The following is a 21,951-nucleotide window of genomic DNA, read 5'->3' on the forward strand; positions in this document are numbered from 1 at the left end:
ACGTCAGCGACCGGTGGGCCTTGTTGATGTTTATACGTCTTCAGCGCGGATTTGACGGTATACGTCTGGGGTTGCTGTGTACTCTCCCCCCACCTTCATCGCCGCTTGCAGAGCCTTGGCCGCTTCCTGCCACTGCTCTTCAGTTCGTGCGTGGATCATCGCCAGAGGCTTGTCGGCACCAGCCGTTTCGCCAAGGCGAATAAAGTGATCAAACCCGACGGCGTAGTCGATGCTGTCAGTCGCCACACGGCGGCCCCCCCCCATCGCCACGACAGCCATACCAATCGCGCGGGTGTCCATCGCACTGACAACTCCGGATTGTTCAGCGTACACCGGTTTAATAATCTCGGCTTTTTCCAGATAGCTGTCGTAATGTTCAACAAAGTCTTTCGGACCACCCAGGCCCGCGACCATTTTGCCAAAGCACTCAGCCGCTTTGCCGTTATCCAGCACTTGCTGCAACTTAGCGCGCGCATCGTCGCTGTCTGTGGCCAGTTTGCCCAGCACCAACATCTCAGCACACAGTGCCATGGTCACTTCCAGCAGACGAGGATTACGGTATTCCCCCGTCAGGAACTGCACGGCTTCACGTACTTCAACCGCATTGCCCGCCGATGACGCCAGAACCTGGTTCATGTTCGTCAGGATTGCCGTAGTCTTGGTGCCGGCACCGTTAGCCACTGCCACAATCGACTTGGCCAGCTCTTCCGACGCCTCATACGTCGGCATAAAGGCTCCGGATCCGACTTTGACGTCCATGACCAGAGAGTCCAGACCCGCGGCCAGTTTTTTCGACAAAATCGATGCCGTGATCAGTGAGATGTTATCCACAGTCGCAGTAATATCACGTGTGGCGTAGACCCGTTTGTCTGCCGGAGCAAGATCGCCAGTCTGGCCAATAATCGCCACGCCAGCATCCTTCGTCACCTCACCAAACACATCATTGGTCGGTGTAATGTTGTAACCAGGAATCGCTTCCAGTTTGTCCAGCGTTCCGCCGGTGTGACCCAAACCACGGCCAGAAATCATAGGCACAAAACCGCCACAAGCGGCGACCATTGGCCCCAACATTAGCGATGTCACATCCCCCACACCACCGGTGGAGTGCTTATCCACGATCGGGCCAGAAAAGTTCATGTGGCTCCAGTCGATGACCATGCCCGAATCGCGCATCGCACACGTCAGTGCAATCCGCTCATCCATGGTCATCTCGTTGAAGAAAATCGTCATCGCGAAAGCAGCGATCTGCCCTTCCGAGACCGTATTTTTCGCCACGCCCTGAATAAAGAAATTGATTTCGTCGGCGGTAAGAACTTCGCCATCGCGTTTTTTGCGGATAATTTCTTGAGGTAAATACATTAGTGCCTCCCAAGCTCTGAGTGCAGAGCCATGGTATGTAGGATAAGAGGTAAGATGGTGAGCGCTCGCTCACCATCGTTCAGACGTTAGTCTCAGTACGCTGAAGGGTCAGCGACCTGGTCCGTTACTTCTAATGTATTCAGTAGATTTGTTAGCAGGCTTGAAGCACCAAAGCGGTAGTGGCGCGCGTCAACCCAGTGATCACCCAGGATGTCATCGGCCATTGCCAGGTACTGTGCTGCGTCTTCAGCAGTGCGAACACCGCCTGCAGGCTTAAAGCCTACTGTTTCCGCGACACCCATGTCACGGATCACTTCCAGCATCATGCGGGCGTATTCCGGTGTAGCGTTCACCGCCACCTTACCGGTTGAGGTTTTAATGAAGTCCGCACCGGCTTCAATACAGATTTGTGACGCTTTCTTGATCAGCGCTTCTTCTTTCAGCTCACCCGTTTCGATGATCACTTTCAGCAAAATATCGCCACACGCTTCTTTACACTGTTTTACCAGCTCGAAACCCACTGTCTCATCACCGGCCATCAACGCGCGGTATGGGAATACAACGTCAACTTCATCCGCACCGTAAGCAACGGCAGCTTTGGTTTCAGCAACAGCGATATCAATGTCATCGTTACCATGTGGGAAGTTCGTGACCGTTGCGATACGAACGTCTGGTGTACCTTGCTCACGAAGTGTCTTCTTAGCAATAGGAATAAAGCGAGGGTAAATACAGATTGCAGCAGTGGTACCTACCGGTGTTTTAGCATCGTGACAAAGTTGGATGACCTTGGCATCAGTGTCATCATCATTCAACGTCGTCAGATCCATTAATTTAAGTGCGCGTAGCGCGGCTGCTTTTAAATCGCTCATTTCTATCTCCGATCAATATTCAAAAATTTTACCCTTCAGCCTCACGGATATGGTGATATGGCTGAACAGTCATTAATGAACGGACTTGGTTCCCTGAAGACTCGGCATATACAGCGAATACATGCCAATTGCTATCCTTGTCACCGCACAGTACCAGTTTGGTCTATGGCACAACAATCTGCGATTGCGGTGTCTAACGTGTATATCGGGCAGACGAATCCACCACCAGCGCCAATCATACTCCCTGTATAAATCCGCGCTAGCTAAAAAACTTCTCAATGATCCATTGATACGTCACGCCACCTAAGTATACCCCGACAATTCCCATCACTCCGGCCAACACAGGCGGGGCAGGAACAGGCAACTTGATGACTGAAAACAAGACTCCAACCACGAACCCGGCAAAGGTTGCGAGGATTACGTCATGCATCGTACTGACCCGCTTTTCTCTACGTATATACAGTATAGGTATTTATCGCAAAACTGTAGTTGGGCTGAGAGCGCAAACGGTTTGTATCTCAGTTTTTCCATCGCTGTGTTTTTGCAGCGTGAAAAACGAAAAACGCCCCGCAGCAATCTCTTGCTACGGGGCGAGTTATCGTGGCGTCTATATAGTCTGACTCTACTTACTTAGAAAGACAGGAAGAAGCCAGCAATTGTTGCTGCCATCAGGTTAGACAGTGTGCCTGCTGCTACCGCTTTCATACCGTAACGAGCGATGTCGTGACGACGGTTCGGAGCAATACCACCCAGACCACCCAGCAGAATAGCGATAGATGACAGGTTAGCAAAACCACACAGAGCAAACGAGATGATTGCCGTTGTCTTCTCAGACAGTTGCGCGCCTGTTGCTGCGACTACTTGAGCATTTTCACCCACGTAAGGCACAAAGTTCAGGTACGCTACGAATTCGTTTACCACCAGTTTCTGACCGATGAAAGAGCCAGCCAGTGTAGCTTCACTCCATGGAACACCGATAACAAACGCCAGTGGAGCAAATACCCAACCCAGGATCAGTTCCAGAGTCAGCTCAGGGTGACCCAACCAGCCACCGATGCCGCCCAGCATACCGTTGATCAGCGCGATCAAACCGATGAATGCCAGCAACATCGCACCGATGTTCAGAGCCAGTTGCAGACCCATAGAAGCACCGCCAGCAGCTGCATCGATCACGTTTGCCGGTTTGTCGTCACCGCCATCGATATCAGCATCAAGATCTTCATTAGCTTCTTCCGTTTCCGGCTTGATGATCTTAGCGAACAGCAGACCACCTGGCGCCGCCATAAATGACGCTGCAACCAGATATTCAAGAGGCACACCCATTGATGCGTAACCCGCCAGAACACCACCAGCTACCGATGCCAGGCCACCACACATTACTGCAAACAGCTCAGACTGAGTCATGCGAGGTACAAACGGACGCACAACCAACGGTGCTTCAGTTTGACCCACGAAAATGTTAGCCGCTGCAGACATAGACTCGGCACGTGAAGTACCCAGAGCCATTTGTAGGCCGCCACCTAAAATCTTGATGACCCACTGCATGACGCCCAGGTAGTAAAGAACTGAGATCAGTGCAGAGAAGAAGATAACGGTTGGTAGCACCTGGAAGGCAAAAATAAAGCCGATTCCGTCAACAGAGAAGTTAACCAGGCTGCCAAACAGGAAAGTGATGCCGTCTTTACCGTAGTCGATAACGTTCTGAACACCAGCAGAGAAACCTGCCAGCAGGTCACGACCCCATGGTACGTAAAGAACGAAACCACCGATTGCGAATTGGATAGCAAATGCACCACCCACGGTTCTTAATTTAATAGCTTTTCGGTTGTCTGACAGTAGGTATGCAATTCCCAGCAGTACTGCCATGCCGATCAGGCTCATAAACAGGCTCATAGTTTATGACTTCCTTATAAGTTGTTTGTTGGCGTGTTACAAAATGGAGCTCTTAAGCGCGGGCAATTATACTCAGCCCGTCAGACATAAAGTAACGCCGCCCTCACACTTTCTTATAAGATTCATAATGCGTTCACTCATTAATGTGAAATGTATCACTATTCGGCCGATTTCTGGGTAGGCAACGAACAATTTCTTTAGAAACTATTCACAAATACCGAACGCCAGATTGCTTATTTTCCAAACAGAGCTAGCAACCGTTTGCTTATCCTCTTGGCGCAGTACGACCAATGCCTCCAGTATCTGAGCTAAACGCTTGGGGTGATTGGGCTCACCTTGGTATCCCATCAGTGGCATATCCGGAGAATCCGTCTCCAGAACTAAGGCCTCCAATGGCAATTGAGCAATCGCATTTCGCGTCTTTTTTGCGCGACTATAGGTGATAGTGCCACCAACTCCGATCTTAAATCCCAGCTCAACAAACTGCATGGCCTGTTGGTAACTGCCTGCAAATCCGTGCAGCACACCGCCATAAGAAAAACGAGTCTGCTTGAGCAATTGCAGCAATCGGTTATGAGCTTTTCGACAATGCAAAACCAAGGGCAGCCGATGTTGCTCCGCCAGCGCAATCTGAGCCAACAGAAACTGCTCCTGCAAGCTGACCTCAACATCAATAGCAAAATCTAGCCCGCACTCCCCCACGGCCACGCACTGCTGTGAACGGCGTGTCAATAAGCTGGCTAAGCGATCCAAGTCGCTCAATTGGTAACGATGGAGAAAATAGGGATGGCAACCAAGAGCGATAAACAGCTCGCGATGTTCACTGCTCAGTGTCAGCAGACGCTGCCAGTTATCCGGACCAATAGCTGGCAGCAATAAACGGGTCACACCATGACGTCGCGCGGCCGACAACTGAGCGGGAAAATCGTCGGCAAACACGTCAAAGTCAAAATGGCAATGCGTGTCGAACAAAGGAGAAAAATCAGGATTCACGCTTGTCATGCAGTGGATCCTTGCGATAAGGCACGCAACTGCGTTTGTTCTCCGGCGTCAATCCCATCGACTGACACCAGGCATCGTAGCGTGCCAGTACACGTTTGAACCATGTCAGCATTTCCGTCTCCTGAAAATCTCTCGGTTAAGCCTGCTCTTCGCGTTTGAACACCAGTTCGGTTGGCGTCGATTCTTCTTCCACGAAGTAGTAACCGGCCGTATCAAACTGAGTCAGCTGCGCGACCGACTCGATGCGGTTCTCTATAATATAGCGAGCCATCATGCCACGCGCTTTCTTGGCGTAGAAACTGATCACTTTGTACTGGCCGTTTTTACAATCTTTAAACACTGGTGTAATGATTTGGCCGTCGAGATGTTTCGGTTTCACCGCTTTGAAATACTCGTTTGATGCCAGATTAATCAGTACATTATCGCCCTGAGCCTGCAAAGCATCGTTCAGCTTATTGGTAATAATCGTATCCCAGAACTGATACAGATTCGTACCACGGGCATTGGCCAGCTTGGTACCCATTTCAAGGCGGTAAGGCTGCATCAGATCAAGTGGCTTGAGCAAACCATACAGTCCGGAGAGCATGCGCAGATGTTTCTGAGCGTACTCAAAATCGGCGTCACTTAGCGTTTGCGCGTCCAGCCCGGTATAGACATCGCCTTTAAACGCCAGAATCGCCTGACGCGAATTATCCGGCGTAAATGTCGGGCTCCATTCGGCAAAACGCGCCACATTCAGCCCGGCAATTTTATCACTGACTTTCATCAATGCAGATACATCCGCCGGGGTCAGCTTACGGCACTCCTCGATCAACTCGGCTGAGTGTTCCGTCAGTTCTGGTTGGGTATAGTTTTCGGTCGCCAGTGGCGATTCATAGTCGAGCGTTTTGGCCGGAGAAACTACAATAAGCATGACTTTTTTTTCCTGATTATGATTTGCTATTAGCTTATAAAAAAAGCCATGCATTGTCTGCATGGCTTTTTCAATCATTGTAATAGCGGGGAACAATCAGTTTTTCCGGTTGTTGTCCCAGATACCCTCTTCCAGCTGAGATTTCAGCTCTGGATAATCGTTGGCATCAAAAGTCGGTACTTTGCCAGCATCCAACTGACGGTTGTAGTCTTTCGCCAGTTTGATCACGATGCCAGACAGCAGCAGAATCGCTACCAGGTTGACAATCGCCATCAGCCCCATCGAGACGTCCGCCAGTGACCATACGGTTGGCAGTGTGGCCAGAGAACCAAACATAACCATGCCCAGAACAATCAAACGGAACACCATCAGACCTTTCTTGTTATTGTGCTCGAGGAAGATCAGGTTGGTTTCAGCGTACGAGTAGTTCGCAATGATCGAAGTAAAGGCGAAGAAGAAAATCGCTACCGCTACAAAGATGCCACCCCAGTCGCCCACTTGTGAGCTCAGCGCACGCTGCGTCAGTTCGATACCAGTGATTTCACCGTGCGGGACATATTCACCCGACATCAGGATGATGGCCACCGTTGCAGTACAGATCACGATTGTATCAACAAACACACCCAACATCTGCACATAACCCTGAGACGCAGGGTGTGGCGGATACGGTGTGGCGGACGCGGCTGCGTTTGGCGCAGAACCCATACCCGCTTCGTTCGAGAACAGACCACGTTTGATACCATTGATCATTGCCTGGGCAATCGCATAGCCCAGACCACCGGCCGCCGCTTCCTGGAAACCAAAAGCACTTTTCACGATCAGCGCCAGTGCTGCCGGTACTTTTTCGTAGTTGGCAAACATCACGAAGAACGCCAGAACCAGGTATGCCAATGCCATGACTGGCACGATAAGTTCCGCAGTGCGGGCGATCTTACGGATACCACCGAAGATAACGAACGCTGAAATCAACACAATCACGATGCCCACATGCAGAGGCTCCACGCCGAAAGCGTTGTTCATTGCGTTAGTGATTGAGTTCGCCTGTACCGCGTTGAACACCAGACCAAATGCAATGATCAGGAAGACAGAGAACAATATCCCCATCCAACGCATACCGAGGCCTTTTTCCATGTAGTAAGCCGGACCACCACGGTAGTTGCCGTCTTTGTCACGTGTTTTGTAAAGCTGAGCCAAGGTACTTTCGGCAAAAGATGTCGCCATCCCCAGCATCGCAATCAACCACATCCAGAAAATCGCACCCGGACCACCAGCAGTCAGTGCCACGGCGACACCCGCCATGTTACCGGTACCGACGCGGGCAGCCAGACTGGTGCACAGAGCTTGGAAAGAAGAAATACCGGCACTGTCTGCTTTGCGGCTGTTTTTCAGCACACTAAACATGTGGCCAAAATGGCGGAACTGAATGAAACCAAGACGCAGCGTGAAGTAGATACCTACGCCGACCAGTAGATAAACCAGAATCGATCCCCAAAGAAGATCGTTCATCAAATTGATTAAGTCTGTCACAAGAACCTCTCATAGGTGTTTTGCGCTGCTCTTAACTGGAAAAGCTTAGCTCCGAAATGCACAAGCTGCTTGCTGACATCCTTACAAGCAAGGTGATAGTTAGAGTTTTTGGGTGCAGTTCGTGTCGAGATAGCACTCGTTTATCGAGCGTTTACTCAAAGCAGCGTCATTTTAGACGGGGCGGATAATGCAGTCTGGGGCGTGAAAAATCAATACGCACACAGTTGCACTATAGTGTTATTTTTCACTAGAAAATCACCTTTTCTTAACACAAAGCACAACATAAAAGCCACAAAGACCGCATAAAAAACACTACATTTTGTAACATTTAAATCTATCCTTCAATACAAACTAACGTATCCAGCCGGAAATCCGCCAGCCCTTTGTCAGTAAGGATTCGCATCAAATGAGATTTTGCTTAACTAAATCTAAAACCACAAAGCAAAGTTACTAAACTGATCTCACTCGCCGGAAAACCATCCGCGCTTTGAATGTGTACGAATTATTAACATGGTTTTTTTTCAATTTAATCGTTTGCTTTAATTTATTTGGCTATTTTTTATACATTTTTAGAAATCAGATTTGTGAAAACCGATACAAAAACCCATAAAACTTTCATCGAAACGAAACAAATGAGAAATAAATCAAGGTTACGCTTCAACCACATGTGGTAATAAGAAGTCTCCGTTTTAGGGACAATAATGATAATGAGGTGAGCTTATGGAAGGCTTTCAATTCGACGATTATCTGGAAATGGAAATGCCGCGGGCCCGCGCAGGACGCGCCAAGCCAGTAAAACGTAAATGGCGGGAAATCGAAGCCATTAAAGACCGACAACGCTTACAAAAAGAGCTCATGGATATGGGCTTTGAAGCTGACCTGGAAGACATTGATTTATAGAAAAAGGCGCCGTTTGGCGCCTTTTTCGTTTTCCCAACCAGTGAGACTCAGACGGATTCTTGATCCGTCTGCCTGACTCTGAGCGCCAACTCCTGATATTGCTCGGCGATGGTGTTCCCAAACACCGGGTCATCTTCATTGACACACCATTGTGATTCCACCAGCTGCCAGTCTTCGGTGCTGAAGGTATTGGCGATCAGTGGCAAAATCGATTGTTCTTCCATATCCAGATGCCGCCGCTGAGCTGCCACGAACTCTTCCAACTGATTGAGAAACAGATCCTGGGGCACGATCGCATCGTTGAGTATCATGTCGATGGTATTCAAGAATTCATGCGTCCGGTGAGACAGTTCAACATGCTCTTCTGCCAGATTTTGGACGTCCTGGGTCGCACCGTATTTCTCCATATAGTAGTTATACAGGATGTCTTCTTTTGGGTGATGCACCTTCTCAGAATGGTTGGCAAGGTAGTCGACCACCTCCCGAATCAGGTTATAGTTCACCACTTTCTCATCTTTAAGCAGTGCTATTTTTTTGCGCAATACCGCCAACAGTCGCATCATGTACCCATGCTCACGGCGGATCCTCTCTATCATCATGGCATCTCTCCTTAAATACCCACGCTTTGTAAGTGTATAAGAGATTGATGCAACACGCTTTGATACTGGTCGAAAAACACTCACTCCACTGTCAATGGAACTTGCCAGTCGATTGGGGCTTTTCCTTGCTGTGTCAACAGGTAATTGGTCTGGGAAAAATGACCACATCCGAAGAAACCCCGGTGCGCCGAAAGCGGGGATGGATGCGGTGCCGCCAAGACATGGTGCTTGTTGCGATCAATAAAACGGCCTTTTTTCTGGGCGTGTGAACCCCACAACAGAAACACCACCCCTTGCTGATGCTGATTCAGCGCTTCAATCACTTTGTCGGTAAAGGTTTCCCAGCCAGTACGGGCATGGGAGTGAGCTTTTCCCTGCTCAACGGTCAGTACCGTATTGAGCAGTAATACACCTTGCTCCGCCCAGGCTTGAAGATAGCCGTGCGCCGGGATCTGAAAGCCATCGATATCCTGAGCCAGCTCTTTATACATGTTGACCAACGAAGGAGGTGTGCGCACGCCGGGCAGTACGGAAAAACACAACCCGTGAGCCTGATTTGGCCCGTGATATGGATCCTGACCCAGAATCACCACTTTTACGTCAGCAAATTCAGTGGAGCGAAACGCATTAAACACATCTTTGGCTGGTGGAAAGATCACTTTGCCCGCGTGCCGTTCAGATTCTACGAACGCCAGAGTTTGCTGAAAGTAGTCCTGCTGCTTTTCGTTACCAATAACATCATGCCAGGTCAATGAGTTAGTCATAGAGGCTCTCCGATAAAGTTTGCCTCTATTCTATACAAATCTGCCTCTCAACGCACAAGCCCCTGAGCCGCCGATTCGAATCATGCGAAGTAGTGGAGCACAACGTAAACCGGTCCTGCCGGTGACAATATCCGGCGGCGTTATTTACTCCTCTGAGGGGTACGGAAATGTCCGTGAGCATGAATGTGCCGATTGGGTTGGGGAAGACGCGCCGCACCGATGACTCGGCGTGCAAACACTGCGGGTGGAACTTTAGACATCTTGGCATCCTTTTTTATGGGGTATTTCTTTCTGTGACATTATGAAAGATGGATGCCAAGTGCTTAAAAAGCCAATTATTTTTTTACTTATTGATAAAACTCTCGCAACTGACGAATCTCTTGATGCCAGATACTTGGATCGATTGTCTCTAAAATCAACGGGATACCATCAAATCGTTGGTCTTTGGCAATATACTCAAAACAATCCCAACCAATCTCCCCTATTCCCAGTGAATGATGCCTGTCGACCCGGCCAGACAGCGGGATCTTTGAATCATTAAGGTGCATTGCTCTCAAATAGTGCATTCCCACCACTCGCTCAAAGTTTGCGAACGTCGATTCACACGCCGCTTTGCTGCTCAGGTCATAACCCGCCGCAAACGTATGACACGTATCAATACACACGCCCACCCGGGATTTATCCTCCACCTGATCGATGATCTCCGCCAGATGCTCGAACTGCCAGCCCAAGTTGGTCCCTTGCCCAGCCGTATTCTCGATAACCGCCACCACCTCGGGCACCGACCGATGGGCGATGTTGATCGATTCTGCGATCTTCGCCAGGCACTCTTGCTCGGAAATCTGATTGAGATGGCTGCCGGGGTGAAAATTGAGTAGCGTCAGACCCAGTTGATGACAACGTTCAAATTCGTCGACAAAAGCCGCGCGGGATTTGTTGAGCTTCTCCTCTTCCGGAGCCCCGAGATTAATCAGATAGGAATCATGGGGCAAAATCTGCTCAGCAGAGAAACCGAATCGGGCACAATTGGTCTTGAAGGCCTCAATCGTGGCGATATCGAGCGGCTTCGCTTTCCATTGGCGTTGATTTTTAGTGAACAAGGCAAATGCATTGGCTCCGATTTCGTGTGCCCGAATCGGCGCTTTATCGACCCCACCAGCGGCCGAAACATGCGCGCCGATAAACTTCTCTCCCACCCGTTTTTTCCACTGTGTCATTTAATCACGTCTCGCTTTCATTTCTCTCGGATAACTTATTCATTTTGTTGATTGTCGTGCCTAACCCGCACCAATAATGTAGTAAATTTACAACAATTAAAACTGGAACATACTTCTTAAAAATCCACACACAAACAGACAATCATTGATATATAAAGTTTTGTTGATTCAGAACAAAAAATTAACCTTTCTTTATTTAATGTTTTTGGTTGTCTTTTGACTTAAATCAATATTATAAACATGGTTATTCGCTATATAATACCTAGCTCAACAAAAGTTTGAAAATTAACACCAATAAGTACCCAATGGGAACAGGAGATAGTGATGATCCAAGGTATCCAAATTACAAAAGCCGCCAATGACAACCTGCTTAACTCTATCTGGTTGCTCGACAGCGAGCAGAACGAAGCGCGCTGTGTCGCGGCAAACAGTGGCTACGAGGCCGATCAAGTGGTCGCTCTGAGCGAACTGGGTGACTACGAAAGCCGCGAAATCGCCATCGAAACCGCTCCTCGTATTGAAGGTGGCCAGCACCTGAACGTCAATGTACTGAAGCGTGAAACGCTGGAAGACGCTGTCGCACACCCTGAGAAGTACCCTCAGTTGACGATTCGTGTGTCGGGTTACGCTGTGCGTTTCAATTCCCTGACTCCTGAACAGCAACGCGACGTGATCGCACGTACTTTTACCGAGTCACTGTAGACAACCCCGCTGATAATTTAGCTAACGGCGCTCACAAGAGCGCCGTTTTTTTATGCAAATTTCACTTTATTGCAAATTTTTTCTATATAAATCTCATTTTTCGTAACTTCACCCATTTATGTAAAGTTTTTTATTTACTTAATCAGATGCGCAACTAACTTAGTAAACAAATAACTTTACTAAAAAGGTTGCGACATGAGCAATGTCTCCCAAACCACTCAAACACTTCTCAATGCTAACCAGGCCTTTGCGCCGAATTATCAGGGAAAATTAAGCAATCATCTTTCAATGACATTGATTGCGCTCGAACGTTGCGGAGCTTCAGCCGAACGAATCCAGGCGTTTTACGACCACTATTGCCAACGTTTGGATCCCTTGGCAACGCACCAGGATGACGCTCCGCTGCGTTATGGCCAGCCTGAACAATTTGTCCGTTTCAGGCAGCACTACCAGTTGCAGTTGGAAACATTCGGGGTGGCGCAAACCCTGCATTCTCACCTTGATGAGCTGATTGCTGGCGTGAGTGCGGCCGCTTTTCACGCTCTCATCCGCCTCGCCTATGCACTAGAAGCAGAAGATATCCAGGAAATCGCCGCAGCGCTGGCCTACTGGGCCACTGAGTATCAACCGCTGACCGAACTAGAGTGCAGCTACGATTACGATGCGTCAGAACACATTCAGCGCGCTTACGCGCTCTATCACGACTTTGCATTTTCACCAGGCATCATCGTGGATCGTGTCCGCCAGATTATCAGTGCCAAGCAGTACGCCGCCATCGCAACCATTCCTTATGACCTGTCGGTCGAACAGGTCGCCCGGATCACGATAGAACAGTATCGTGGCAGCGACGATTTTACGCTGCTGCATGGAGTGACAGGTTTTGATGCCTTTATGTCGCTTCGCCACTACCTGAGTGACCCACAGAGAGGGCTACACTATTTCTGGCAGGCCTATGTGGCGGCGTTTGCTTCAACCAGCAACCAGTTGACCACTCAAGCGTGGTTGCCCGCCCCGGCACAAACGTGGCCGAACCTGATGCAACGAGCCGCACTCAGCCAGGACGACCATACCATCAAACTGACATACAGCTGCGCCAGGTTAGCCTGGCAGTTCCCACTCAATGCCTATCAGGAAGCGATCGAAACGCGACTGGTTAAGGAAGGACTATGAAAGCATACGTAGAGCACGCCAATCTAACGGTCGAAAATATCGACAACACCATTCGTTTTCTTGAGACGGCGATCCCTGAATTTGCGGTTCGCCACCGCGGCTTCAATAGCAAGCACTGGTGCCACATCGGCAGTGAGGACTCCTACCTGGCGTTGCAGGAACGAGAACCCAAAGATCAACCTTATCAACAGCGTACGCCCTACTATGACATTGGCGTCAACCATATCGGTCTGGTGGTCGGTGATGTGGGTCAAGTCCGGCAACGCCTGCTGGCGGCGGGCTATCAGGAAAACCCAATGTCGGCCTCGGAAGCGTTTCGCAAGCGGATCTACTTTTACGACACCGACGGCATTGAGTGGGAGTTTATTGAGTATCTCAGTGAGAAACCATCGGAGCGTAATCATTATGAATAATCCCCCTAAAGCCGCCGTCGTGTATTTTTCTCAGCATAGCATGACTGGCCTGGTCGCCAGTCATATCGCCGAAGGCGCCGCCAGCGCAGGTTGTGACGTCGAACTGTGCCGCATTGCTCCGGACACGATTGTCGAAGGGCGTTATCACAACGCCGCACTGTTTGACACCCTGAACCAATGTGACGCAATTATTTTTGGCAGCCCAACCTACATGGGCTCACCGAGCGCACAGTTCAAAGCGTTTATGGATGCCAGCGGTGATTGCTACAGTAACAAAGCGTGGAAAGATAAGCTGGCGGGAGGCTTTACCACCGGAGGCAGCATCAATGGCGAGCAGCAACAAACGCTGCTCGCATTCATCACTCTGGCCTGTCAGCATGGCATGCTCTGGGCCGGACTGGATACGTCGCAGTTTACCGACCCGTCGGGTCTCAACCGAACGGGATCCAGTCTGGGGTTGGTGGCGAGCCCGGATGAACAGGGCAACGTACACCCGAACGATCTGAAAACGGCGTTCTACTACGGTCAGCGCCTTGCTGCCCTTATGATGCCCACCGCAAAACACGGCACGCTGTTCAGGCGCAAGAAAGTGGAGTAGATTATTTCATCCATTCCCAACTTTCATGGATAAGCATGTTACTCGAAGGCATTGAAACGCTGCTGGTGCTGAGCAAAGAAAAAACCATGAGCCGCACTGGCAGTGTACTGTACATCAGCCAGTCAGCCGTCAGTAAACGAATTGCGAATCTGGAGCAGAGACTGGGCAAAAAGCTGATCGAACCTAGTGGACGGCACATCAAACTGACAGCAGACGCCTGCGCTCTGATCGACAGTATCGGCCCCAGTTTTAATGAACTGCGTGGGCTGATATTCGATCAGCAATCATTGCAGGACGACAGCCTGCTGAGGATCGACTGCTCGGAAACCTTATTGGCCGGTTATCTGGGCCCGGCACTGCAACGTTATATGCAAACCGACCGTCATCTCACCTTGACCACAAATCACACCCCCAGGATCATTGAAAACGTGCAGTCCGGTAAGGCAACCATCGGCTTTTGTGCCGGCCACCTGCCGGCGCACCATGGGTTGCTGAGTTTTCACCTGTGTGATGAACCGTTTATGGTCGTATTTCATCGCCCGTTGACGACAATTCCGGAGCAACTGCTGACCAATGATCTGACCAACCCGGCCAACAGCTACCAGCGAGCGGCACTGGCCAAACTGGGTGTTCAGCCTCTGATGGAAATGGATTCCTATACCGCGACGGCCCAACTGGGCTTGGCTGGCGTCGCCCCCGCACTGGTACCACTCTCCATCATCCAAGCCCTGTCTATTGCTCCAGAGCACTGCTTCAGTTTTGCCCAACTCAAGCCGCTCTATCGTCCGATACATCTGTGTGTCAGGCCTAAAAGCTACCAGAGCGAGCGGGTTAAAACAGTGATAACAACCATTGCTGATGCTGTTCCCACAGCAGTTTTGCTGCCATCAACATCGACATCGTGATCACCAGAGGCCGAATCCATTTCTGGCCTTTGCTCACCACCACTTTGGCGCCAAGGCGGGCACCGATAAATCCACCGACCGCCATCACCAGCCCCAACTCCCAGATCGGCAGCCCAGCCATAATGAAAAACAGCAAAGCCGCAATGTTGGAGGTAAAGTTCAGCACCTTGGTTCTGGCGGTCGCTTCCACCAGCGAGCAGTGTGCGATCACCACAAAACAAACGGTAAAGATCGAACCGGTTCCCGGGCCAAAAAAACCATCGTAGAAACCGACTCCTCCCCCAACAGAAAAGGCGAACAGTGCCTGCGGTAATTTAGGTTCTCCGCCACTCGCCCGCGTCTGCGGGGCGAGAAGAAAATAGAGTGAGATGGCCAGCAACAGCAAAGGAATTAAGCTAGTCAGCACCGATGCATCAATGTATTGCACCGCTTCCGCCCCCACGGCGGATCCGACAAACGTACAGGCGATCGCCAGTCGCATCTGTTTCAGACTGACAATGCCATTGCGAACAAAATACCAACTGGCCGAAAAACTGCCGAACGAGCTCTGCAGCTTGTTGGTCGCAAGCGCCTGAGTCGGGGGAATGCCAGCCGCCAGCAAAGCGGGCAGCGTCAATAAGCCACCGCCCCCGGCCATGGCATCAATAAAACCGGCGGCGCCCGCCACCACAAATAAAATCGCCAATAATTCGAAAGAGAGTTCCATTGTCTTCCTGTAGACATTCATCAACTTATGTGGACGAAATTATCACCATCCTGATCACACGCCCAGCGAAAGCTGAGATAGCAACCTATTCCCTATTTTCATCATTTATTTAGCGACAAAAAAAGCCCGCTCAGAGAGCGGGCAATGAGGTTGTCGTATAAGCCTAACATCAAGGCTTATTGTATTATTGGATTACGCCAGGCTTTGTTTCACCTTAGCGTGCAACTCCTGAACAGAAGTGACCGACGTTTTCGCATCAGCGGTGTGTGCCATGCAGGTCGCAAACGCGGCGTTCAACGTTGTGGTGTAGTTCACTTTCTCAGCCAATGCGCCGCGGCGCAGAACTTTCGAATCTTCAATAGCCTGACGACCAGCAGCCGTGTTGACAATGTAGGTGTATTCGTTGTTCTTGATCCGGTCAAGAATGTGTGGACGACCTTCGTGTACTTTGTTCACCAGACGTGGGTTGATACCCGCTTCGCCAAGAATCACGGCGGTACCGTGAGTTGCATCTAGCTGGTAGCCAAGTTTCACTAGTTTAGAAGCCAGGTCAACCACACGCTCTTTGTCGCCTTCACGCACCGACAGAAGCGCACGACCACCTTCAGGGTAAACCGCGCCACAGCCAAGTTCCGCTTTTGCGTAAGCCTCAGCAAACGTCGTCCCCACCCCCATAACCTCACCGGTTGAGCGCATTTCAGGGCCCAATAGTGGGTCAACACCAGGGAATTTGTTGAATGGCAGCACCACTTCTTTCACTGAGTAGTAAGGAGGAATGATCTCTTTGGTAAAGCCCTGAGACTCTAAAGATTGACCCGCCATTACACGCGCCGCGATTTTTGCCAGTGGTGCACCGGTCGCTTTCGATACGAATGGTACCGTACGCGCAGCACGCGGGTTCACTTCGATGAGGTAAACGTCGTTATCTTTCACCGCAAACTGCGTGTTCATCAAACCGCGTACACCCAGTTCAAACGCCAGCTTCTCAACTTGCTCACGCATCTTGTCCTGAATTTCCTGACTGAGCGTGTATGCAGGCAGTGAACATGCAGAGTCACCAGAGTGGACACCCGCTTGTTCGATGTGCTCCATGATACCGCCAATCACCACGCGTTCGCCGTCACAGATAGCGTCGATATCCACTTCCGTCGCATCATCCAGGAAACGGTCGAGAAGGACTGGCGACTCGTTGGATACACTGACCGCCTCGTTGAAATAGCGACGCAGATCTTGCTCGTCGTAAACGATTTCCATCGCACGGCCGCCCAGAACGTAAGACGGACGGACAACCAGTGGGAAACCGATATCTTTCGACTTCTCAATCGCCTGCTCCATCGTGGTGACTGTCGCGTTTTGCGGCTGAAGCAGACCCAGACGCTCAACGGCAGCCTGGAAGCGCTCACGGTCTTCCGCTCGGTCAATCGCATCAGGACTGGTACCTATGATTGGCACGCCTGCCGCTTCCAGGGCACGAGCCAGTTTCAGTGGTGTTTGACCACCATACTGAACAATCACACCTTTTGGTTTTTCAACGCGAGCGATAGACAGTACATCTTCCAGTGTGACGGGTTCGAAGTACAAGCGGTCAGACGTATCGTAGTCCGTCGATACGGTTTCAGGGTTACAGTTCACCATAATGGTTTCGTAACCGTCTTCGCGTAGCGCCAGTGACGCGTGTACACAACAGTAGTCGAATTCGATACCTTGGCCGATACGGTTTGGACCGCCGCCAAGAACCATGATCTTGTCTTTGTCAGTTGGGTTCGCTTCACACTCTTCATCGTAAGATGAGTACATGTAAGCTGTATCTGAAGAGAACTCAGCCGCACACGTATCCACACGTTTGTAAACCGGGTGAATATCGAACTGTTCACGCGCACGGCGGATTTCGCTCTCGGCCACACCCAGCAGTTTCGACAGGCGCGCATCTGAGAAACCTTTACGTTTCATCTGACGAAGTACTTCTTTAGTCAAACCCGCGTAACCGCCCGCTTTGACTTGCTCTTCCAGTTTCACCAGCTCTTCGATTTGCACCAGGAACCAGCGGTCGATTTGCGTCAGGTTGAACACACCATCGACTGACATCCCCGCACGGAATGCGTCCGCGATGTACCAGATACGCTCTGCACCCGCTTCTTTTAGCTCATGACGAATCTTAGTCAGTGCGTCTGGCGCTTCGAGATCCACCATTTCATCAAAGCCAGTCGCGCCCACTTCTAGGCCACGCAGCGCTTTGTGCAGAGATTCCTGCTGGTTACGGCCAATCGCCATCACCTCACCCACCGACTTCATCTGAGTAGTCAGACGGTCATTCGCACCCGCAAATTTCTCGAAGTTAAAACGAGGAATCTTAGTCACGACGTAGTCGATAGTTGGTTCGAATGATGCTGGCGTTGCACCGCCAGTGATGTCGTTCTGTAGCTCATCCAGGGTAAAACCCACCGCCAGTTTCGCGGCAATCTTCGCGATTGGGAAACCGGTGGCTTTTGAGGCCAGAGCAGACGAGCGAGATACACGTGGGTTCATCTCGATGATAACCATACGGCCATCTTTCGGGTTGATACCAAACTGTACGTTTGAACCACCGGTTTCTACACCGATTTCACGCAGCACCGCTAGCGATGCGTTACGCATCAGCTGGTATTCTTTGTCGGTCAGTGTTTGCGCTGGTGCCACTGTGATGGAGTCGCCGGTGTGGATACCCATTGGGTCAAAGTTCTCGATAGAACATACGATGATACAGTTGTCCGCTTTGTCGCGAACCACTTCCATCTCATACTCTTTCCAGCCAATCAGCGATTCATCGATAAGCAGTTCGTTGGTCGGAGACAAATCCAGACCACGGCGACAGATTTCTTCGAACTCTTCTTTGTTGTATGCGATACCGCCACCGGTACCACCCATAGTGAACGACGGACGGATGATACAAGGGAAGCCAACCATGTCTAACACTTTGTAAGCTTCTTCCATGGTCTTCGCGGTATCGGCGCGAGGACACTCAAGGCCAATAGACTTCATCGCTTTATCGAAGCGAGAACGGTCTTCGGCTTTATCAATCGCGTCAGCCGTGGCACCAATCATCTCTACGCCGAACTCTTCAAGAACGCCGTGCTTCTCCAGATCCAGAGCACAGTTAAGCGCCGTCTGCCCACCCATGGTTGGCAGTACCGCGTCCGGGCGCTCTTTCTCGATGATCTTGCGTACCACTTCCCACTGGATTGGTTCGATGTAGGTCGCATCCGCCATTTCCGGATCAGTCATGATGGTGGCAGGGTTCGAGTTCACCAGAATAACCCGGTAGCCTTCTTCACGCAGGGCTTTACACGCTTGTGCGCCAGAGTAGTCAAACTCACAGGCCTGACCGATAACAATCGGACCAGCACCAAGAATAAGAATACTTTGAATGTCAGTACGTTTTGGCATTATCTACTACTCCGAAATTAAGCGCTGTGTTGTTTGATTAGTTCGATAAAGTGGTCGAAAAGCGGCGCCGCGTCATGTGGACCTGGGCTCGCTTCTGGGTGACCTTGGAAACTGAATGCTGGCTTATCAGTACGGTGGATACCTTGTAGCGAGCCATCAAATAGCGAGACGTGAGTAGCACGTAGATTTTCCGGCAACGTTGCTTCATCAGCGGCAAAACCATGGTTTTGCGAAGTAATCATCACAACGTTGCGATCTAAGTCTTTCACTGGGTGGTTAGCACCATGATGACCAAATTTCATCTTCACCGTTTTGGCCCCCGACGCCAGCGCCAGAATTTGGTGTCCTAAACAGATACCGAAAACCGGCAGGCCTTTATCAAGGAATGCTTTGGTTGCTTCAATCGCGTAAGTACATGGCTCTGGGTCACCTGGGCCGTTTGACAGGAAAACACCGTCTGGGTTGAGGGCCAGAACGTCGTCTGCTGAAGTTTCAGCAGGCACCACCGTCAGGCGGCAGCCGCGGTCAACCAACATGCGCAGGATGTTGCGTTTTGCACCGAAGTCGTACGCCACAACGTGGTAGGGCAAGTCGCTGTCGTTTTTCGCTTCTGGAAGTCCACCCTCGAGCGTCCACGAGCCCTGTTTCCATTGATACGCTTCTTTTGTTGTAACTTCTTTCGCAAGGTCCATACCTTTCAGGCCAGGGAATTCTTTTGCTTTGGCCAGCGCCAGAGCTTCGTCCAGATTGTCACCGGCCATGATGCAGCCGTTTTGTGCGCCTTTCTCACGCAGAATGCGAGTCAGCTTACGCGTATCAATATCTGCGATGCCAACGATGTTCTGTGATTTAAGGTAATCAGAAAGGGATTGTTCACTGCGGAAGTTGGAAGCGATGAGGGGGAGATCGCGAATCACAAGGCCTTGTGCATGGATGGAAGAGGATTCTTCGTCTTCGGCGTTGGTGCCGGTATTGCCAATGTGAGGATAAGTAAGAGTAACGATTTGCTGAGAATAGGAAGGATCAGTGAGGATTTCTTGGTACCCCGTCATCGAGGTATTAAAAACGACTTCACCAACGGACGTGCCATCTGCTCCAATGGAAACTCCGTGGAACACTGTCCCATCTTCTAGGACTAACAGTGCTGACTTACTCAAGACAACCTCCAAGAATAAAAATGCATAAATTATAAATTAAACTGCAACTTTGCCTTCCTTAACGCCGTAAAATAGCTCTTTCGAGGAATTCAGACAAATTGGCGGTATTCTAAAGACGCATATGACCTGTGTCAATATTCACTCAAAAATAAAATTTACTTTTTCAGACACACGGATAAAAACAGGAACAAAACGCTTAAAAAGAGATGTTTTTTTCAATGGTTATGCGAATTGAATAAGCAAAGTTTAAATTAACTTCCCCCAGCAATCAAAACAATCCGGTAAAATCTTTACACAAAAACGCAAACGTTAATCACCACCAGAATAGTGCATTTTTTAGCAACCAAAATCAAAAAACCACTCAAAGACAACAAAACTAACACAAAACACGTTCATTTTTCGCGCATCAAGGCAAGTTAATTTATTCTGTCACAGGTGTCTAAATACAAAAAAGCCGGCTTACGCCGGCGAATAATTATGTATTAAAGCTCATTGAGGTTGAGCACATCCGTCATGGTATAAAAACCCGCGGGTTTACTGTTCAGCCACACCGCAGCTTTGACAGCGCCGTTTGCAAAAGTCATCCGATCGGTCGCTTTGTGAGTGATCTCCACTCGTTCACCAATATCCGCAAACATGGCTGTATGTTCACCGACGATATCACCGGCACGGATAGTGGCGAAACCGATTTCATCACGGGTCCGCTCACCAGTGATCCCTTCACGGGCATACACCGCCACATCGTTCAGTTTGTTTCCCATTGCCTCGGCAATGGCTTCACCCATACCAATCGCCGTTCCAGAAGGAGCATCCACTTTATGCCGATGGTGCGCTTCGACGATTTCGATGTCACAATAGTCGCCCATCACCTTGGCAGCCTTCTCCAGCAGCTTGAAGACCAGGTTAACCCCAACCGAATAGTTGGGCGCCATCACCACTGGTACAGTCTTGGCGGCTTCGTCAATGCGCGCCCGCTCCTCGTCACTGAAACCTGTGGTACCAATAACCAGCTTCTTAGCGTGCTTACGACACAGCTCCAGGTTCGCCAACGTACTGGCCGGGGCAGTAAAATCGATGATCACATCAAACTGATCGATCACTTTTTCCAAATCATCAACCAGAGCGATCTCCAGCTTACCTTCACCACACAACTCGCCCACGTCTACACCAACCAGTGAAGATTCCGGACGCTCGGAGCCTGCACCAAATCGGGCTTGCTGATTCTGTAAAGTCGCTTTCACCAGATTGCGTCCCATGCGTCCTGCCGCACCTGCAATCGCAATTTTTACCATTGCTTTGTTCTCCGTTCTTTTCTGCCCGGCTGATCCTCATCAGACGGTGTGTCTCTGTTGCCTTAAAACTAACAATATTCGCTGTGGGTGACCAGCGCTTATGAGAACTCTTTTAATACCTGCTCCAGGACCGGCACATTTGCTTCCGGAAAGGTGTAGTTCGCCAGCTCTGCCACATCAATCCAACGCCCTTCCTGTCCCTCTTTACCATACGGTTGATGGTCGAACTCGGTCACCGTCATAAAATCGAACTTGAGTGACTTATCCGGATAATCGTATTCGAGGTGTACGTAAGGCGCCAGTTGCGTCGACTCAATCCCGATTTCTTCATGCAGCTCACGGATCAGCGCCTGTTCAATGCTTTCGCCCACTTCGACTTTGCCTCCCGGGAATTCCCAGAAGCCACCTTTGTGCTTGTCGCTTGGGCGTTTGGTAATAAAAATCTGTGACTTATCTGAATTGAAAATAATCCCGGCCACAATATGAATGCGTTTCATTGTTCTCTTCCTACTTCCCACGCCACTTATGCGCAGATTTTACTT

At 50.1% G+C, this 21,951-nt stretch carries 22 protein-coding genes; 6 read left to right on the forward strand and 16 right to left on the reverse strand.

Annotated elements, in window-relative coordinates; translation table 11 throughout:
* Window positions 1-30: 30 nt before the first annotated feature.
* The 8 genes from deoA to VPR01S_RS13825 all read right to left on the reverse strand — a co-directional run bounded on the left by deoA (window position 31) and on the right by VPR01S_RS13825 (window position 7,563).
* On the reverse strand, window positions 31-1,359 hold the full coding sequence (gene deoA / locus VPR01S_RS13795; protein ID WP_021705957.1) for a thymidine phosphorylase: 1,329 nt from the start codon (window positions 1,357-1,359) through the stop codon (window positions 31-33).
* Window positions 1,360-1,451: 92 nt separating this feature from the next.
* The gene (deoC, locus tag VPR01S_RS13800) at window positions 1,452-2,228 is read right to left on the reverse strand and encodes a deoxyribose-phosphate aldolase (protein ID WP_021705958.1); all 777 of its coding nucleotides are present in this window, start codon (window positions 2,226-2,228) and stop codon (window positions 1,452-1,454) included.
* A 259-nt stretch (window positions 2,229-2,487) separates the two neighbouring features.
* The gene (locus tag VPR01S_RS13805; protein WP_021705959.1) at window positions 2,488-2,658 is read right to left on the reverse strand and encodes a XapX domain-containing protein; all 171 of its coding nucleotides are present in this window, start codon (window positions 2,656-2,658) and stop codon (window positions 2,488-2,490) included.
* A 200-nt stretch (window positions 2,659-2,858) separates the two neighbouring features.
* The gene (locus tag VPR01S_RS13810) at window positions 2,859-4,121 is read right to left on the reverse strand and encodes a NupC/NupG family nucleoside CNT transporter (protein ID WP_021705960.1); all 1,263 of its coding nucleotides are present in this window, start codon (window positions 4,119-4,121) and stop codon (window positions 2,859-2,861) included.
* Window positions 4,122-4,325: 204 nt separating this feature from the next.
* Entirely contained in the window at window positions 4,326-5,123 is a 798-nt protein-coding gene (locus tag VPR01S_RS13815; protein ID WP_021705961.1) for a TatD family hydrolase, read from the reverse strand.
* Window positions 5,104-5,235, reverse strand: a complete 132-nt coding sequence (locus VPR01S_RS22795; RefSeq protein WP_021705962.1) for a DUF5363 family protein — start codon at window positions 5,233-5,235, stop codon at window positions 5,104-5,106. The genes VPR01S_RS13815 and VPR01S_RS22795 overlap by 20 nt, the downstream gene beginning before the upstream one ends.
* Window positions 5,236-5,259: 24 nt before the next feature.
* Entirely contained in the window at window positions 5,260-6,036 is a 777-nt protein-coding gene (yaaA, locus tag VPR01S_RS13820) for a peroxide stress protein YaaA (RefSeq protein ID WP_021705963.1), read from the reverse strand.
* Window positions 6,037-6,132: 96 nt separating this feature from the next.
* Window positions 6,133-7,563 (reverse strand): alanine/glycine:cation symporter family protein, encoded by a 1,431-nt coding sequence (locus VPR01S_RS13825; RefSeq protein WP_021705964.1) that lies wholly within the window; start codon window positions 7,561-7,563, stop codon window positions 6,133-6,135.
* A gap of 720 nt (window positions 7,564-8,283) precedes the next feature.
* Here VPR01S_RS13825 and VPR01S_RS13830 point away from each other — a divergent pair.
* Window positions 8,284-8,463: a DUF3545 family protein gene (locus VPR01S_RS13830; RefSeq protein WP_021705965.1), complete on the forward strand. Its 180-nt coding sequence runs from the start codon at window positions 8,284-8,286 to the stop codon at window positions 8,461-8,463.
* A 47-nt stretch (window positions 8,464-8,510) separates the two neighbouring features.
* Here the strand turns inward: VPR01S_RS13830 and VPR01S_RS13835 are convergent, their stop codons facing one another.
* The 3 genes from VPR01S_RS13835 to nfo all read right to left on the reverse strand — a co-directional run bounded on the left by VPR01S_RS13835 (window position 8,511) and on the right by nfo (window position 11,043).
* Complete coding sequence (locus VPR01S_RS13835) at window positions 8,511-9,062, reverse strand: hemerythrin domain-containing protein (RefSeq protein WP_021705966.1); 552 nt, start codon at window positions 9,060-9,062, stop codon at window positions 8,511-8,513.
* An 80-nt stretch (window positions 9,063-9,142) separates the two neighbouring features.
* On the reverse strand, window positions 9,143-9,826 hold the full coding sequence (ung, locus tag VPR01S_RS13840) for a uracil-DNA glycosylase (RefSeq protein WP_021705967.1): 684 nt from the start codon (window positions 9,824-9,826) through the stop codon (window positions 9,143-9,145).
* Between the two features lie 347 nt (window positions 9,827-10,173).
* Complete coding sequence (gene nfo, locus VPR01S_RS13845; RefSeq protein WP_021705968.1) at window positions 10,174-11,043, reverse strand: deoxyribonuclease IV; 870 nt, start codon at window positions 11,041-11,043, stop codon at window positions 10,174-10,176.
* Window positions 11,044-11,367: 324 nt separating this feature from the next.
* On the opposite strand from nfo, the gene grcA reads away from it, so the two are divergent.
* The 5 genes from grcA to VPR01S_RS13870 all read left to right on the forward strand — a co-directional run bounded on the left by grcA (window position 11,368) and on the right by VPR01S_RS13870 (window position 14,831).
* A complete protein-coding gene (gene grcA / locus VPR01S_RS13850) occupies window positions 11,368-11,745 on the forward strand; it encodes an autonomous glycyl radical cofactor GrcA (RefSeq protein WP_021705969.1) in 378 nt (125 codons plus the stop codon).
* Window positions 11,746-11,940: 195 nt separating this feature from the next.
* On the forward strand, window positions 11,941-12,915 hold the full coding sequence (locus VPR01S_RS13855) for a questin oxidase family protein (RefSeq protein ID WP_021705970.1): 975 nt from the start codon (window positions 11,941-11,943) through the stop codon (window positions 12,913-12,915).
* A complete protein-coding gene (locus tag VPR01S_RS13860; protein ID WP_021705971.1) occupies window positions 12,912-13,328 on the forward strand; it encodes a VOC family protein in 417 nt (138 codons plus the stop codon). The genes VPR01S_RS13855 and VPR01S_RS13860 overlap by 4 nt, the downstream gene beginning before the upstream one ends.
* On the forward strand, window positions 13,321-13,926 hold the full coding sequence (locus tag VPR01S_RS13865) for a flavodoxin family protein (RefSeq protein ID WP_021705972.1): 606 nt from the start codon (window positions 13,321-13,323) through the stop codon (window positions 13,924-13,926). The genes VPR01S_RS13860 and VPR01S_RS13865 overlap by 8 nt, the downstream gene beginning before the upstream one ends.
* A gap of 35 nt (window positions 13,927-13,961) precedes the next feature.
* A complete protein-coding gene (locus VPR01S_RS13870) occupies window positions 13,962-14,831 on the forward strand; it encodes a LysR family transcriptional regulator (protein ID WP_021705973.1) in 870 nt (289 codons plus the stop codon).
* Here VPR01S_RS13870 and VPR01S_RS13875 read toward each other — a convergent pair.
* The 5 genes from VPR01S_RS13875 to mutT all read right to left on the reverse strand — a co-directional run bounded on the left by VPR01S_RS13875 (window position 14,758) and on the right by mutT (window position 21,906).
* Entirely contained in the window at window positions 14,758-15,537 is a 780-nt protein-coding gene (locus VPR01S_RS13875; protein WP_021705974.1) for a TSUP family transporter, read from the reverse strand. The genes VPR01S_RS13870 and VPR01S_RS13875 overlap by 74 nt on opposite strands.
* 192 nt (window positions 15,538-15,729) lie before the next feature.
* Entirely contained in the window at window positions 15,730-18,960 is a 3,231-nt protein-coding gene (gene carB / locus VPR01S_RS13880) for a carbamoyl-phosphate synthase large subunit (RefSeq protein WP_021705975.1), read from the reverse strand.
* Between the two features lie 17 nt (window positions 18,961-18,977).
* Complete coding sequence (gene carA / locus VPR01S_RS13885; RefSeq protein ID WP_021705976.1) at window positions 18,978-20,117, reverse strand: glutamine-hydrolyzing carbamoyl-phosphate synthase small subunit; 1,140 nt, start codon at window positions 20,115-20,117, stop codon at window positions 18,978-18,980.
* Window positions 20,118-20,599: 482 nt separating this feature from the next.
* The gene (gene dapB, locus VPR01S_RS13890; protein WP_021705977.1) at window positions 20,600-21,409 is read right to left on the reverse strand and encodes a 4-hydroxy-tetrahydrodipicolinate reductase; all 810 of its coding nucleotides are present in this window, start codon (window positions 21,407-21,409) and stop codon (window positions 20,600-20,602) included.
* A gap of 98 nt (window positions 21,410-21,507) precedes the next feature.
* Window positions 21,508-21,906 (reverse strand): 8-oxo-dGTP diphosphatase MutT, encoded by a 399-nt coding sequence (mutT, locus tag VPR01S_RS13895; RefSeq protein ID WP_021705978.1) that lies wholly within the window; start codon window positions 21,904-21,906, stop codon window positions 21,508-21,510.
* Between the last annotated feature and the right edge of the window lie 45 nt (window positions 21,907-21,951).

Source organism: Vibrio proteolyticus NBRC 13287, assembly GCF_000467125.1.
GTDB classification, from domain to species: domain Bacteria; phylum Pseudomonadota; class Gammaproteobacteria; order Enterobacterales; family Vibrionaceae; genus Vibrio; species Vibrio proteolyticus.